Here is a 13,962-nt window from a genome sequence, read left to right on the forward strand (position 1 = left end):
CTTGGCCGCGGCGCTCACCTTCTGGGGGGCCGTCGCGCGGCGCGCCGCGGCGACCCCCGACCGCGCCTGCCTGGTCGACGACGAGGGGCGGCGGCTGACCTTCGGCGGCCTGCGCGACGAGGCGGAGCGGCTCGCCGCCGGGCTGCACGGGCTCGGCGTACGGGCCGGCACGGCGGTCGCCTGGCAGCTGCCGACCGGCATCGACACCGTGGTGCTGAGCGTGGCGCTGGCCCGGCTCGGCGCGGTGCAGGTGCCGATCATCCCGATCTACCGGGAGCGGGAGGTCGCCGCGATCCTCGCCGAGACCGCCCCGGACCTCTTCGTCGTGCCGGGCACCTGGCGGGGGCGGGACTACGCGGCCGAGGCCGCCACGTACCCGATGAAGAGCCGGCGCCTCGCGGACCTGCCCCGTGCCGACCCGGCCGGGCTGCCCGCGGCCTCGCCGGACGGCACCGCCGTCCGCTGGGTCTACTACACCTCGGGCACCACGGGCGTGCAGAAGGGGGCGCGGCACACCGACGCGAGCGTGCTCGCCGCCGCCCGCAACCTGGTCGCCTGCCTCGACCTCGGCCCCGACGACGTGGGGACGCTGGTCTTCCCCTACGCGCACGTGGGCGGCGGCTTCCTGCTGATGTCGGCGGTGCTCGCCGGGCACCGGCTGGCCTGCGTGCCGCACTTCACCGGCCGCTCGGTCGACCTGCTGCGCCGCGAGGGCGTCACGTATCCCGGCGCCGGCCTCGCCTTCCACCAGGTCTACCTGGCCGCGCAGCGGGAACGGCCGGACGAGCCGCTCTTCCCGCGGGTGCGCGGCTTCACCCACGGCGGCGACCCGCGCCGCCACGACATGCACGAGGCGCTGCGGCGGGAGATCGGTGGCGTGGGCATCCTCTCCACGTACGGGATGACGGAGTTCCCGATGATCGCCTCGGGCGCGGCCGGCGACCCGGCCGGAAAGCTGGCCACCCGGATCGGCCGCCCCTGCGCCGGCGTCGACCTGCGCGTCGTCCGCGCCGACGGCACGGCCTGCGGGCCCGGGGAGGAGGGCGAGATCCGGGTACGCGGCGACGCGCTCTGCGCCGGCTACGTGGACGGCTCGCTCGACTTCCTCGACGCCGACGGGTACTTCCGCACCGGCGACCTCGGCGTGCTCGACGCCGACGGCTACCTGGAGGTGACCGGGCGGTTGAAGGACATCATCGTCCGCAAGGGCGAGAAGGTCGGCGCCGGCGAGGTGGAGCACCTGCTGCGCGGGCACCCCGAGGTCGCCGACGTGGCGGTGGTCGGGCTGCCCGACCCCGAGGTGGGCGAGCGGTGCTGCGCCGTGGTCGTCCCCCGGGACGCCGGGCGGCCGCCCGGGCTCGACGCGCTCACCGGGTACCTGAGCGGGCGCGGGCTGATGGCGCACAAGCTGCCCGAGCGGCTGGAGGTGCGGCTGGCGCTGCCGAAGGACTTCTTCGGCAAGGTGCGGAAGGCCCAGCTGCGCGCGGAGCTCGCCGGCGACACCGCCACCCGGCTCGCCTGGTCGTACTTCCAGCGGCTCAACGAGGGGCGGCTGGACGAGGCCGCCGACCTGCTGGACGACGAGGGGACCTGGTGGACCTGCGGGAGCCGCCGCGAGCTGCCGATGGCCACGCACAAGCGGCTCTTCCCGGCCGCCCTGCGCGCGGCGCCGATGCGCTTCGTGCTGCGCGGCGCGGTGGAGCGGGGCGACCAGGTGGTACTGGAGCTGGAGAGCCACGCCGACCTGCCGGACGGCGCCGCTTACCACAACGTGTACGCCTTCGTCGTCACCGTCCGAAGTGGACGCCTCTGGCAGGTGCGGGAGTATTTCGACACCGCTCACCTGGCGGCGGTCGCGCCGTCGTTGAAGAGGGCGTACGGTAACTCGACCCGACCCGCCGGGGACGGCTCGTGACCGGGCTTGCGGAGCTGCTCGCCGAGCGGGCCATCCGGGCGGTGGTGATGCGCTACTGCCGCGCCATCGACCGGATGGACGAGGAGCTGCTGCGCGGCTGCTACCACCCGGACGCCACCGAGGACCACGGCGGCTACCGGGGCGACCTGGACGGCTTCGTGGCGTGGGTGTGGCCGATGCTGGACCGGTACACGATGACCATGCACGTCGTGGCGAACACGCTGGTGGACTTCGCGGCGGGGCGGCCGGATGTGGCGCGCGCCGAGACCTACGGTGTCGCGTACCACCGGGACGAGCGGGAGCCGGGCTCGCGGCGCAACTTCGTCAGCGGCTTCCGCTACCTCGACCGCTTCGAACACCGGCCCGGCGCCGGCTGGCGGATCGCCGCCCGGGTGGTGGCGGTGGAGTGGAGCCGCGCCGACCCGGCCGAGGGGCACGTGCCCCTGCCGCCGTCGATCACCCGCGGCGCCCGCGACCGCACCGACCCCCTTTACCACACGTGACCAGCCAACAGCCCAGCTTGTGATCAAGCAGCCGGCTGAGCCAGTGAGGCGGCTGCCCGGCGGGCGGCGTCCAGATGGCGAACCAGCTCGCCAAGTTGATCCGGGGCAGGCGAGCTGCGGTGGGCGGCAACCCACTCCTCGATGATCGTGCGCATCAGGGTCGACGCGCCGATCCCGCGCGCCGTCGCGGCCTCCTCGATCTCGGCCTGGATATCCAGGTCCATACGTAGCGCGGTCACCATCTTCGCCGGGCGCCGCTCCCGCACCACCTCAGCCTGCTCGAACATCGCGCCAAGGTCGTTACCCATCGCGTAGGCGGCCGCCTCGCCCGCGGCGACGCCAGCCAGCCCTTCTCGTGGCTCCCTCATGGCCACTGGTACAGCTCGTCCACCACGGCAGTATAACGGCTCGTATAACGAGGACTCTCGGCGATGGGTAGATCAGGCCAGGCTGTCGCGGAGCGCGGCCAGGCGGTCCAGCGACCAGCGGTAGAAGTCGAGGTCGGTGGTGGGCGCGCCGAGGATGACCCGGCCGACGCCGGCTTCGGCGTACCGCTGGAGGGTCTCCTTGCCCGGCAGCCGGGCGGTGAACTCGTCGCGGGACTTCTTGCCGCCCATCGCGCCCTCCGAGTCGACCAGGCTGATCTGGATGGTGTCCGGGTCGCGGCCGGCCTCGACCGCGGTGCGGCGCAGCTCGGCGACGTGCTCGGTGAGGCGGTCGCCGACGAAGGCGCGCACCGGGATCCAGCCGTCGGCGAACGCCACCACGTCCTCGAACGTGGCCCGGACCGGCGCGGCGCCGAGCAGGATCGGCGGGTGTGGCTTGGTGACCGGTTTCGGGTACGACCAGCTCTCCGTGAACCGGACGTGCTTGCCGTCGTAGCCGGCCGTCTCCTGGGTCCAGAGCGCCTTCATCGCGGCGATCTTCTCGCGCATCACCGCACGGCGGTCGGCGTACTCGAAGCCGTTGTTCCGCATCTCCAGGGGGTTCCAGCCGTAGCCGATGCCGAACGCGAACCGCCCGCCGCTGAGCGTGTCGAGCGTGGCGATCCGCTTGGCCAGCTCGATCGGGTTGTGCTCGGCGGGCAGCGCGATGCAGGTGCCCAGGCGCAGCCCGGTGGTGATGGAGGCGACCGCGGCGAGGCTGACGTACGGGTCGGGCATCCGCTTGTAGAAGTCGGGCACGTAACCGTCGCGGGCCTTCTTTCCGGTGGCGTACTTGCCGGTGGAGTAGCGGAAGACGCTGTCGACGGGCAGGTGCGTGTGCTCGCCCAGCCACACCGACTCGAACCGGCGCTCCTCCAGCGGCGGCGCGCACTCCACGATGGACGGTGTGCGATCCGTCAGGTTGAGCACCACACCCACATCCATGTTCCGGACGGTATCCAGGACCTGCTAGGCTGTCAAGCGCTTGCTTGGTTCGGCGTGGGTGCGGGCGGCGAACGCCGCGCGGCCCGACCGGGACGTGGAAGGAGCGCGCGCATGGGTGTACTCGACGGGTTGGTGGTCCTGGTCTCCGGGTCCGGCCCGGGCCTCGGCCGGGCCACCGCGGCCGCCGCGCTGCGCGAGGGCGCGCGGGTCGTGCTGGCCGACCGCGACGGTGACGTGGTGGAGCGGACCCGCAAGGAGGTCGACCCGGACGGCGGGCGCGGCGTCGCCGTGCGCGCCGACATCACGTCGGTGGCCGACTGCGACGCGGTGGTGGCCGCCGCGCGGGACCGGTTCGGGCGGCTCGACGGTCTGGTGAACGTCGCCGCGGTCGACAACGCCAACGGTGGCCTGGAGGTCGCGCTGGACGACTGGGACCGCACCGCCGCGGTGAACGTCCGCGGCACCATCCAGATGACCCGGGCCGCGGTGCCGCTGATCCGCGCCGGCGGCCGGGGCGGGTCGGTCGTGCTGATCGGCTCCACGATGGCCCGCATGCCCGGGCGCACAGCGCCGCGGCTGGCGTACGGCATGTCGAAGGGCGCGCTCGCCTCCGCCGTCTACCACCTCGCCGGCGAGCTCGGCGGCGACGGGATCCGGGTCAACAACGTCTCGCCGGGCTTCAAGTTCGGGCCGGTGCTGGACGGCTTCTTCAAGGCGGAGGCGGCCCGCCGCGGGGTGAGCTACGACGAGGTCGCGGACGCGTACCGGGCCGAGGTGCTCCTGCCCGACCTCGCCACCGACGAGGACGTCGCCAACACCGCCGTCTTCTTCCTCTCCGGCTGGTCCAAGGCGATCACCGGGCAGACCGTCTTCGTCGACGGCGGCGACGTGCTGCCCTGAGCGGCCGGCGCGGTCCGGGGCGGTCGGGCTCAGCGCGCGGGCACGTCCCGCCACCAGCGGGCGAGGCCCGGGGCGACCCTCTCGTCCACCGGGACGCCGGCGCTGTTGGCGACACAGGCCAGCGAGAGGTAGAAGCTGGCCAGCGCGACCACCTCCAGCACCCCCTCGGCCGGCAGGTGCGCGGCGAGCGCGGCGAACGCCTCGTCCCCGATGTCGTACCCGCCGACGACGGCGTCCGCGGCGGCGAGCAGCGCCCGCTCCCGCCCGCTGAAGCGGTCCACAGTGGACCAGTCCGGGAGGGCGGCGAGCTGCTCCTCGGTGACGCCGTGCTCCAGCGCCATCGGCACGTGGTGGGCGAACGAGTACCGGCAGCCGGCCAGCAGCGAGACGCGGAGGATGACCAGCTCCGACTCCCCGCGCGGCAGCGAGATCCCGAAGCGGACCGCGTCGCTGAACGCCCCCCACCCGCGCAGGAACTCCGGCGAGCGCCCCATCACCCGCATCAGGTTCGGCACCGGCCGGCCGTTCTCGCGCAGCGGCGCGGTCAGCAGGTCGAACTCCGCCACCTCGCCGTCAACGATCAGCGGTACCCGCGGCGTCTCCGTCGTGGGTGGGCGCCGCGCGCCGAGCCCGCTCACAGCGCCGCCGCCAGGGCCTCGGCGTGGGTGTCGGCGTCGCCCCAGCACGTGTCGTGCAGCCAGGAACGCTTGAGGAAGAAGTGCACGTCCACCTCCCAGGCGAAGCCCATGCCGCCGTGCAGCTGCACGGCCGCCAGGCTGTTCTTCGTCGCGGCCTCGCCGGCGAGCAGCTTCGCCGCCGCCACCGCGCGGTCCGGGTCGCCGGCCTCCGGCGCGTCGCAGGTCGCGGCCGCGGCCCAGACCGCGGAGCGGGCCAGCTCCAGCCGGACCAGCATGTCGGCCGCCGCGTGCTTGACCGCCTGGAACGCGCCCACCGGCCGGCCGAACTGCTCGCGCTCGCCCACGTACCGCACCGCGCGGTCCAGCACCGCCGCCGCGATGCCGACCTGGAGTGCCGCGGTGAGCAGTGCGCCGTCCCGCCGCAGCGCGGCCACGGCCGGGCCCTGGGCGACCGGCTCGCCGTCCGGCGGCGCGGCGGCCACGGAGACCGGCGTCCACGGGTCGAGCGGGCGCTCCACCGGGCGCGCCGGCACCGCCGCCGGATCGGCCCGCAGCAGCCGGTCGCCGTCGAGCAGCAGCAGGTCGTCCAGGTCCGCGTGGTGTTCCACGAGCAGCGGTGCCTCGCGCAGGTCCACGATGCCGGCGAGCCGCTCGCCGGTCGCGGCGCCGGGGAGGTACGGCGTGGCGAGGTGGGTGGCGACCAGCGGGCCGGGGACGAGCGCGCGGCCCAGCTCCTCGAAGGCGAGGACCGCCTCGGCCGTACCCAGCCCGACGCCACCGTCCACTTCGGGCAGCCGGAGGGCGAAGAGGCCCATCTCCCCCAGCCGCCGCCAGAGGCCGCGGTCCAGTGTGGACGCTTCGGCGCCGAGCCGTTCCGCCGGGAACTCCGACTCGCAGATCGCCCGGACCGCGGAGCGCAGCTCGCGCTGCTCGGGCGTCGGCAACAGGTGCATGGGTACCTACTTCGGCAGGCCGAGGAGGCGCTCGGCGATGATGTTGCGCTGGATGTTCGAGGTGCCGCCGGCGATGGTCAGCGAGAGGGCGCGCAGCCGCTCCTCGACGTAGTAGCCGTTGCCGAGGTCGTCGAGGTCGCTCATGGTGAGGCCGGCGCGGCCCAGCAGCCGGGCGAAGAGCTCCAGCAGCGTGGTGCGCAGCTCGGTGAGGCGGAGCTTGAAGACGGTGGCGCCGACGCCGGGTACCGAGCCGGCGGCGGCCTCGGAGACGTTGCGCAGGGTCAGCGCCCAGAGCGCGTCGTACCCGGCGGCCAGGTGGCCGATCTCCCGGCGCAGGCCGGCGTCGTTCCAGGCGGTGCCTGACCGGCGGGTCAGCTTGCGGGCGAGCCGGGCCAGTTCCTCCACGAGCACCATGGAGTTGACCAGCTCGCCGGTGAACGCGGTGCCGCGCTCGAAGCTGAGGGTCACCATCGCGACCCGCCAGCCGTCGTTCTCCGCGCCGACCCGGTTGGCGACCGGCACGCGTACGCCGTCGAGGAACATCTCGGCGAAGTCGGTGGAGCCCATGATGGTGCGCAGCGGGCGCAGCCGTACGCCGGGCGCGTCCATCGGCATGATGAGCCAGGTGAGCCCCTTGTGCTTGGGGGCGTCCGGGTCGGTGCGGACGAGGATCTCGCAGAAGTCGGCGACCAGCGAGTGCGACGTCCAGATCTTCTGCCCGGTGAGCACGTAGTCGTCGCCGTCCCGTACCGCCCGGGTGCGCAGGGAGGCGAGGTCGGATCCGGCGCCGGGCTCGGAGAAGCCCTGGCACCACACCTCGTCGCCGCGCAGGATCGGCCCGAGGTGGCGCTCCTTCTGGGCCGGTGTCCCCTCGGCCGCGATCGTCGGTCCGGCGTGCTTGAGGCCGACGTAGTTGGCGACGCCGTACGGCGCCCGGGCCCGCTCGGTCTCCTCCAGCAGGATGAGCTGCTGGACCGGGCTGGCGCCGCGCCCGCCGTACTCGGCCGGCCAGTCCAGGCCGCCGTACCCGGCGTCGTAGAGCGTCCGCTGCCAGGTGGTGTCGAAGACCCGGCGGGCCGGCCAGTCGTGCGGCGGCGGCGCGGGCGGCAGCGCCGGCAGCACCTCGCCGAGCCAGGCCCGCACCTCCGCGCGGAAGGCGTCCTCCTCGGCCGTGTACGCGATGTCCACGGTCAGTCCCCGAGCGGCTGGAAGCGTGGGGGCCGTTTCTCGGCGCGGGCGGCCATCGCCTCGGGCAGGTCCGGCGAGCCGAACGACGCGTGCATGAGCGCGGCGGCGGCGTCCAGCGCGGCGTCCAGCGGGCGTTCGAGGTCGGCCCGGAGCTGCCCCTTGATCGTCTCCAGGGCGCGGGGCGCGCAGTACGCGGCGATCTCCCGGGCGTACTCCAGCGCGGCGGGGAGCACGTCGGCCGCCGGCAGCACCCGCTGGGCCAGCCCGATCCGGTACGCCTCCTCGCCGGTCAGCGCCCGGCCGCTGAGCAGTACGTCGGCGGCGTTGCCGAGCCCGACGAGGCGGGGCAGCAGCCAGGCGCTGCCGTACTCGGCGGCGAGCCCGAGCCGGCTGAACGTGGTGGTCAGCTTCGCCTCGGCGGCCACGAACCGCACGTCGGCGAAGAGGATCAGCGCGAAGCCCACGCCGGCCGCCGAACCGTTGACCGCGGCGACCACCGGCTTGCGGATCTCCATGGCGAGCCGCGGCCGGATCCCCTCGGGGACGTCCTGGGCGGTGCCCTCGTCGACCTCGGCGAGGAACGCGAGGTCCGCTCCCCCGCAGAAGCCGCGGCCGGCGCCGGTGACCACGACCGCCCGCACGTCCGGGTCGCGGTCGGCGCGGCCCAGCGCCTCGTTGTACGCGGCCCCCATCTCCGGCGTGAACGCGTTGAACCGGTCGGGGCGGTTGAGCGTGACGGTCGCGACGCCCTCGGCGACCTCGTAGCGGATGGTGGTCACCGGCCCACCCCGAGCACGCGGGCCGCGTTCTCGCGCAGGAACTTGGGCCACACCTCGTCCTTGAGCGGCAGGTTGCGCAGCTCGGCGAAGATCCGCTCCAGCTCCAGGCCGTACGGGTAGTAGCCGCCGTAGATGACCTTGTCGGCGCCGCGCGTGTTCGCGTACTCGATGATCGCCGGCGGGTAGTACTTCGGCGCGAAGCCGGTCGTGGAGTAGTAGAGGTTGGGGTACTTGAGCAGCAGCTTGACGGTGAGGTCGACCCAGGGCTCGCAGCAGTGCCGGAAGACGAACTTGAGCTCGGGGAAGAAATAGCAGACCTCGTCGACGAGTCCCGGGTGCTGGCTGGCGTACGGCAGCCGGGGCCCGGGCACGCCGCCGTTGACGAAGATCGGGATGTCCAGTTCGACGCACTTGGCGTAGAGCGGGTAGGCCCGGCGGTCGTCGATCGGCACCGGCGGGGCGAGCAGGGCGGGCATGAACTGCGCCCCGACCACGCCGATCGTCTCGTACGCCCGCTGCAGGTCGCGGACCGCGTCCATGCCCCGGTGCGGGTCCACGTCGAGGCAGCCCAGGAGGCGGTCGGGGTGGGCCACGATCGCCCGGGCGGCCATCTCGTCGCCGGGCAGCACGGGGACGAGCCCCTTCTCGATGCCGTACGCGTCCATGGTGCGGAGCAGGTCGTCGACGCTGCCCTCGTGCCGGCGCACCTGCGGAAACTTCTTGAACATGTACGAGATCTGCTCGTGCACGTCGTCGTCGCCCGCCGGTACCTCCTCGGTCGGCAGGCCGATCAGCGTGTCGATCACGCCGATGTCGGTGGGGAATGCCATACGCCGCCTCCGCTGTGCTGTCGTCGCCGCCAGTGTAGTGACCAAGCGCTTGCTTGTCTCCTACGATGTCGGCATGACGCTGGTGCGACGCCTCGACGAGGGTGGCCTGACCACCCTCACACTCAACCGGCCGGAGAAGCACAACGCCCTGACGGTACCGATGTTCGCGCTGCTCAGACAGCATGTGGCCGACATCGCGGCGGCCACCGACACGGTCGGCTGCGTGCTGCTGCGGGGCGCCGGCCGCAGCTTCTGCTCCGGCAACGACCTCGCCGCGATCGCCGCCGGCGAGCAACCGCCGGAGCCACACTTCCAGGCGCGGGTGATCGAGGAGCTGGCCGCGCTCCCCCAGCCGGTCGTCGCGGCCGTGCACGGGCACTGCTACGCGGGCGGGCTGGAGCTCGCCCTCGCCGCCGACCTCATCCTCGCCGCGGAGAGCGCGCGCTTCGCCGACGTGCACGCGGCCTGGGCGATGACGCCGGTGTGGGGGATGAGCCAGCGGCTGCCCCGGCGGGTCGGCGCGGCGAAGGCGAAGGAGCTGATGTTCACCGGGCGGGTCTGCACCGGCCGGGAGGCCGAGGCGATGGGACTGGCGAACTCCTGCTGGGCCGACGGCGCGTTCGACGGCGCGGTCGAGGAGACGGTCCGCCGGATCGTCGACAACTCCTGGTTCACCCACCGGATGACCAAGCGGCTGCTCGCCGAGACCGAGACGGCCACGCTCCGCGACGGCCTGGCGTACGAGCTGGCCCACAGCGGCGCGCTCGGCCCGGACGCGGCCGACCGCCTGGCCCGGTTCGGGCGGGGCTGACTTACCAAGCGAGCGCTTGGTTGCTAGGCTCACGGCGTGACCGAGGCTTACATCGTCGACGCGATCCGTACCCCCGTCGGCCGCCGTGGCGGCGGCCTCTGCGCCGCCCATCCGGCGGACCTCGGCGCGCACGTCATCGAGGCGCTCGTGACCCGCACCGGCATCGACCCGGCGGCCGTGGACGACGTCGTCTTCGGCTGCGTCGACGCGCTCGGCCCGCAGGCCGGCAACATCGCCCGTACCGCCTGGCTGGCGGCGGGCATGCCGGAGGAGGTGCCCGGCGTCACCGTCGACCGCCAGTGCGGCTCGTCGCAGCAGGCTGTGCACTTCGCCGCGCAGGCGGTCGGCTCCGGCACGGCCGACCTCGTGGTCGCGGGCGGCGTGCAGAACATGAGCATGGTGCCGATCGCGGCCGCGATGTCCGCCGTGCCCGACCACGCCGACCCGTTCTCCGGCTCGGTGCGCTGGCGGCAGCGGTACGGCGAGGAGGAGATCTCCCAGTTCCGGGCGGCCGAGCTGATCGCCGCCAAGTGGGACCTGAGCCGCGCCGAGATGGAGCAGTACGCGCTGCAGAGCCACCGCCGGGCGATCCGCGCCATCGACGAGGGGCGCTTCGCGCGGGAGATCGTCCCGTACGGCGTGGTCGCGGCCGACGAGGGGCCGCGGCGGGACACGTCGCCGGAACGGATGGCGGCGCTCGCCCCGCTCCGCCCGGGCGGCACGGTCACCGCGGCGCTGGCCAGCCAGATCTCCGACGCCGCCGCGGCCCTCCTGGTCGCCTCCGAGCGGGCCGTGAAGGCGCACGGGCTGCGCCCGCGCGCCCGGATCCACCACCTCAGCGTCCGCGCCGCCGACCCGGTCTTCATGCTCACCGGCCCGATCCCGGCCACCGAGTACGCGCTGCGCCGCACCGGGATGGCCATCGGCGACATCGACCTCGTCGAGATCAACGAGGCGTTCGTCCCGGTCGTGCTCGCCTGGCAGCGCGAGACCGGCGCCGACCTCGCCCGGGTGAACGTCAACGGCGGCGCCGTGGCACTCGGCCACCCGCTCGGCGCCACCGGCGTACGGTTGATGACCACGCTGCTGCACGAGCTCGAACGCACGGGCGGGCGGTACGGCCTGCAGACCATGTGCGAGGGCGGGGGTACGGCGAATGTCACCATCATCGAACGGCTCTGAGCCGGACTCCCGGGCCGTCCTCGTCACCGGCGGTACCCGGGGAATCGGCGCGGTGATCGCGGCGCGCTTCGCCGCGGACGGCGCCCGGGTGCTGGTGTGCGGCCGGCAGCGGCCGGCGGCCCTTCCCGGCGGGATCGGCTTCCACGCCGCGGACGTGCGCGAGCCGGACCAGGCGGCGGAGCTCGTCGCCGAGGCGGTACGCCGGTTCGGCCGCCTCGACGTGGTGGTCAACAACGCCGGCGGCTCCCCCGTGGTGCCGGCCGACAGCGCCTCCCCGCGGCTGGTCACCTCGATCGTCCGGCTCAACCTGCTGGCCCCGTTCTTCGTCGCGCAGGCGGCCAACGCGGTCATGCGGGAGCAGCCCGGCGGCGGGCACATCGTCAACATCGGCAGCGTCGCCGCGCTCCGGCCGGCGCCCGGCACGGCCGCGTACGCCGCGGCGAAGGCGGGGCTCGAGGCGCTGACCCGGGCCCTCGCCGTCGAGTGGGCGCCGCGGGTACGGGTCAACGGCGTCATCGTCGGGCTGGTCCGCACCGCGCAGAACGCCGAGCACTACGGCGACGAGGGCGCGCTGCGGGCGGTCGACGGCACGATCCCGCTGGGCCGGATGGCCACGCCGGACGACGTCGCGGACGCCTGCCTGCTGCTCACCTCGCCGCTCGCGTCCTATCTGAACGGTGCGCAGATCACAGTGGACGGTGGCGGCGAGCTGCCCGCCTTTTACCTAGCGACACGCGGCTCAGATGCCGGCGCGGGCGCCGACCAGCCGGCGTAGCGTCACCGGGTCGCCGAAGAGCAGCCGGTTGGCGGTGGCCCGCTTGAAGTACCGGTGCGCGTCGTGCTCCCAGGTGAAGCCGATGCCGCCGTGCAGCTGGATCGACTCGGCGGTCACCGCGTAGGCGGCCTCGGTCGCCACCACCTTGGCCAGCGGCGCGGCGACCGGCAGCTCGTCCGGGTCGGCGCGGAGCGCGTACCAGACCGTCGAGGTGGCCGCCTCGACCTTGACCGCCAGGTCGGCGACCCGGTGCCGGAGCGCCTGGAACGTCGCCAGCGGCACCCCGAACTGGGTGCGGGTGAGCAGGTGCGCGGCGGTCGCCTCCAGGCTGGCCCGGGCCACCCCGACCGACTCGGCGGCGAGCGCCAGCAGGTGCAGGTCGACCGCGTGCGCGGCGGCCCGCCCGTCGCCGACCCGTACTCCGGGTGCGCCGTCGAACACCACCCGGGCCTGCGGGCGGGTCTGGTCCAGTGTGGAGTGACCCGTGCGGCGGGTCTCCTCGGCCCGTACCAGGAACAGGCCCCCCTCCGCCACCACCGCGAGCAGGTCGGCGTGCTGCCCGTCGAGCACGTACTCCTTGACGCCGTCGAGCCGCCAGCCGCCGCCGCTCTCGCGGGCGGTCGTGGCGAGCGCGTCGAGCCGCCAGGCGGTGCCGGGTTCGGCGACCGCGAGGGTGGCGACCGTGGTGCCGGCGGCGATGCCGGGCAGCTCGTCCGCGGCCGCCTCGCCGAGCGCCGCCGCGGTGGCGACGGTGGGCAGGTACGGGGCGGCGAGCAGGGCCCGGCCGGTCTCCTCCAGCGCGATCCCGACCTCGGCGAGGGTCGCGCCGAACCCGCCGTACCGCTCGTCGATCGCGAGCGCGGTCAGCCCCAGCTCCCCGGTGAGCCGCCCCCACACCTCCTTGTCGTCGCCGAATCGCGCCAGGAACGCCCGTAGGGTCTCGCGGAGCTGCTCCTGCTCCTGGCTGTACGTCATCGGCGCCCCACCTTGCCCAGCAGCGCGTCGGCGACGATGCCGCGCTGGATCTCGTTGGAGCCGCCGTAGATCGTGTCGGCGCGGGTGAACAGGAAGAGCCGCTGCGCGTCGGAGAGCGCGTACGGCTCCCCCTCGGCGAGCATCGCCCCCGGCTCGTCCACCGCCAGCTCGCCGAGGCGCTGGTGCCAGTTGGCCCAGAGCAGCTTGGCGACCGAGGCGTTGGCGCCCGCGCTCTCGCCCAGCGTGCGCAACGCGTGGTACCGCAGGACGCGCAGGCCGATCCAGGCGTCCACGAGCCGGTCGTAGTGCACCGGGTCGGCCAGCCGCCCGTCCGCGCGGGCGGCGGCGATCACCGCGTCCAGCTCGCGGGCGAAGCCGACCTGCTGCCCCAGCGTGGCGACACCGCGCTCGAAGCCGAGCGTGCCGATCGCCACCCGCCAGCCGTCGCCGGGCGCGCCGACGATGTTCGCCGCGGCGGTCACCGCGCCGTCGAAGAACACCTCGTTGAACTCGGAGGTGCCGGTGAGCTGCACGATCGGCCGCACCTCGATCCCCGGCTGGTCCATCGGCACGAGCAGGTACGACAGGCCGCGGTGGCGGGACGCGGACGGGTCGGTGCGGGCGAGCACGAAGCACCACTGGGCGATGTGGGCGAGCGAGGTCCAGACCTTCTGCCCGGTGATCCGCCAGGTGTCCCCGTCGCGTACCGCGGTGGTGCGCACCGAGGCGAGGTCCGACCCGGCCTCCGGCTCGGAGTACCCCTGGCACCACAGCTCCTGCGCCCGCGCGATCGGCGGCAGGAAGCGGCGGCGCTGCTCCGGCGTGCCGTACGCGACGAGGGTCGGGGCGAGCAGGTACTCGCCGATGTGGCTGAGCCGCCCCGGGCCGCCGGCGCGGGCGTACTCCTCGAAGAAGACGACCTGCCGGGCGATGTCGGCGCCGCGCCCGCCGTCGGCGACCGGCCAGCCGAGCCCGATCCAGCCGGCCGCGCCCAGCTCCCGTTCCCAGGCGACGCGCAGCTCGGTCAGCTCGTGCTCGCGCCCCGGGCCGCCGGCCCCGACCAGCGGCGCGAACTCGCCGGTCAGGTGGGCGGCCAGCCAGTCGCGCACCTCGGCGCGGAAGGCCGCCAGATCGCCGTCCACG

At 74.3% G+C, this 13,962-nt stretch carries 15 protein-coding genes; 6 read left to right on the plus strand and 9 right to left on the minus strand.

Going from position 1 to position 13,962, the window contains the following annotated elements:
* The first annotated feature begins 1 nt into the window (after position 1).
* Positions 2-1,915, plus strand: coding sequence for an AMP-binding protein (locus RB614_RS04275; protein WP_308711007.1), 1,914 nt, complete (start codon positions 2-4; stop codon positions 1,913-1,915).
* Positions 1,912-2,418, plus strand: coding sequence for a nuclear transport factor 2 family protein (locus RB614_RS04280; protein ID WP_308711008.1), 507 nt, complete (start codon positions 1,912-1,914; stop codon positions 2,416-2,418). Before RB614_RS04275 ends, RB614_RS04280 begins: the two co-directional genes overlap by 4 nt.
* Positions 2,419-2,441: 23 nt before the next feature.
* Here the strand turns inward: RB614_RS04280 and RB614_RS04285 are convergent, their stop codons facing one another.
* Both RB614_RS04285 and RB614_RS04290 read right to left on the minus strand, forming a co-directional pair.
* A complete protein-coding gene (locus RB614_RS04285) occupies positions 2,442-2,786 on the minus strand; it encodes a hypothetical protein (RefSeq protein ID WP_308711009.1) in 345 nt (114 codons plus the stop codon).
* A gap of 72 nt (positions 2,787-2,858) precedes the next feature.
* Positions 2,859-3,788, minus strand: coding sequence for an LLM class F420-dependent oxidoreductase (locus tag RB614_RS04290; RefSeq protein WP_308711010.1), 930 nt, complete (start codon positions 3,786-3,788; stop codon positions 2,859-2,861).
* A 111-nt stretch (positions 3,789-3,899) separates the two neighbouring features.
* On the opposite strand from RB614_RS04290, the gene RB614_RS04295 reads away from it, so the two are divergent.
* Entirely contained in the window at positions 3,900-4,688 is a 789-nt protein-coding gene (locus tag RB614_RS04295) for an SDR family oxidoreductase (RefSeq protein ID WP_308711011.1), read from the plus strand.
* A gap of 29 nt (positions 4,689-4,717) precedes the next feature.
* On the opposite strand, the gene RB614_RS04300 is transcribed toward RB614_RS04295, so the two are convergent.
* From RB614_RS04300 to RB614_RS04320, 5 genes are read right to left on the minus strand one after another with little or no spacing between them, the layout of a single operon-like run.
* A complete protein-coding gene (locus tag RB614_RS04300; protein WP_308711012.1) occupies positions 4,718-5,326 on the minus strand; it encodes a carboxymuconolactone decarboxylase family protein in 609 nt (202 codons plus the stop codon).
* Positions 5,323-6,279 carry an acyl-CoA dehydrogenase family protein gene (locus tag RB614_RS04305; RefSeq protein ID WP_308711013.1) on the minus strand — a complete coding sequence of 319 codons (957 nt, stop codon included), beginning with the start codon at positions 6,277-6,279 and terminating at the stop codon, positions 5,323-5,325. Before RB614_RS04305 ends, RB614_RS04300 begins: the two co-directional genes overlap by 4 nt.
* 6 nt (positions 6,280-6,285) lie before the next feature.
* Positions 6,286-7,467 carry an acyl-CoA dehydrogenase family protein gene (locus RB614_RS04310; protein ID WP_308711014.1) on the minus strand — a complete coding sequence of 394 codons (1,182 nt, stop codon included), beginning with the start codon at positions 7,465-7,467 and terminating at the stop codon, positions 6,286-6,288.
* Between the two features lie 2 nt (positions 7,468-7,469).
* Positions 7,470-8,246, minus strand: coding sequence for an enoyl-CoA hydratase-related protein (locus RB614_RS04315; RefSeq protein ID WP_308711015.1), 777 nt, complete (start codon positions 8,244-8,246; stop codon positions 7,470-7,472).
* Entirely contained in the window at positions 8,243-9,076 is an 834-nt protein-coding gene (locus RB614_RS04320) for an amidohydrolase family protein (RefSeq protein WP_308711016.1), read from the minus strand. The genes RB614_RS04315 and RB614_RS04320 overlap by 4 nt, the downstream gene beginning before the upstream one ends.
* 73 nt (positions 9,077-9,149) lie before the next feature.
* On the opposite strand from RB614_RS04320, the gene RB614_RS04325 reads away from it, so the two are divergent.
* The 3 genes from RB614_RS04325 to RB614_RS04335 are packed head-to-tail and all read left to right on the plus strand — an operon-like array spanning position 9,150 to position 11,844.
* Positions 9,150-9,887 (plus strand): enoyl-CoA hydratase/isomerase family protein, encoded by a 738-nt coding sequence (locus tag RB614_RS04325; protein WP_308711017.1) that lies wholly within the window; start codon positions 9,150-9,152, stop codon positions 9,885-9,887.
* 36 nt (positions 9,888-9,923) lie between these two features.
* Positions 9,924-11,069 (plus strand): acetyl-CoA C-acetyltransferase, encoded by a 1,146-nt coding sequence (locus RB614_RS04330; protein ID WP_308711018.1) that lies wholly within the window; start codon positions 9,924-9,926, stop codon positions 11,067-11,069.
* Positions 11,044-11,844 carry an SDR family oxidoreductase gene (locus RB614_RS04335; protein ID WP_308711019.1) on the plus strand — a complete coding sequence of 267 codons (801 nt, stop codon included), beginning with the start codon at positions 11,044-11,046 and terminating at the stop codon, positions 11,842-11,844. Before RB614_RS04330 ends, RB614_RS04335 begins: the two co-directional genes overlap by 26 nt.
* Here RB614_RS04335 and RB614_RS04340 read toward each other — a convergent pair.
* Together RB614_RS04340 and RB614_RS04345 are read right to left on the minus strand one after the other, a co-directional pair.
* Positions 11,809-12,819, minus strand: coding sequence for an acyl-CoA dehydrogenase family protein (locus tag RB614_RS04340; protein ID WP_308711020.1), 1,011 nt, complete (start codon positions 12,817-12,819; stop codon positions 11,809-11,811). The two genes, RB614_RS04335 and RB614_RS04340, sit on opposite strands and share 36 nt — an antisense overlap.
* Positions 12,816-13,961, minus strand: coding sequence for an acyl-CoA dehydrogenase family protein (locus RB614_RS04345; protein WP_308711021.1), 1,146 nt, complete (start codon positions 13,959-13,961; stop codon positions 12,816-12,818). The genes RB614_RS04340 and RB614_RS04345 overlap by 4 nt, the downstream gene beginning before the upstream one ends.
* Position 13,962: the final 1 nt, after the last annotated feature.

Source organism: Phytohabitans maris (assembly GCF_031085175.1).
Lineage (GTDB): Bacteria > Actinomycetota > Actinomycetes > Mycobacteriales > Micromonosporaceae > Phytohabitans > Phytohabitans maris.

Coding starts and splice junctions, on each gene's coding strand:
- RB614_RS04285 (WP_308711009.1), bottom strand. CDS start 2,786: ATGAGGGAGCCACGAGAAGGGCTGGCTGGCGTCGCCGCGGGCGAGGCG.
- RB614_RS04290 (WP_308711010.1), bottom strand. CDS start 3,788: ATGGATGTGGGTGTGGTGCTCAACCTGACGGATCGCACACCGTCCATC.
- RB614_RS04295 (WP_308711011.1), top strand. CDS start 3,900: ATGGGTGTACTCGACGGGTTGGTGGTCCTGGTCTCCGGGTCCGGCCCG.
- RB614_RS04305 (WP_308711013.1), bottom strand. CDS start 6,279: ATGCACCTGTTGCCGACGCCCGAGCAGCGCGAGCTGCGCTCCGCGGTC.
- RB614_RS04320 (WP_308711016.1), bottom strand. CDS start 9,076: ATGGCATTCCCCACCGACATCGGCGTGATCGACACGCTGATCGGCCTG.
- RB614_RS04325 (WP_308711017.1), top strand. CDS start 9,150: ATGACGCTGGTGCGACGCCTCGACGAGGGTGGCCTGACCACCCTCACA.
- RB614_RS04335 (WP_308711019.1), top strand. CDS start 11,044: ATGTCACCATCATCGAACGGCTCTGAGCCGGACTCCCGGGCCGTCCTC.
- RB614_RS04340 (WP_308711020.1), bottom strand. CDS start 12,819: ATGACGTACAGCCAGGAGCAGGAGCAGCTCCGCGAGACCCTACGGGCG.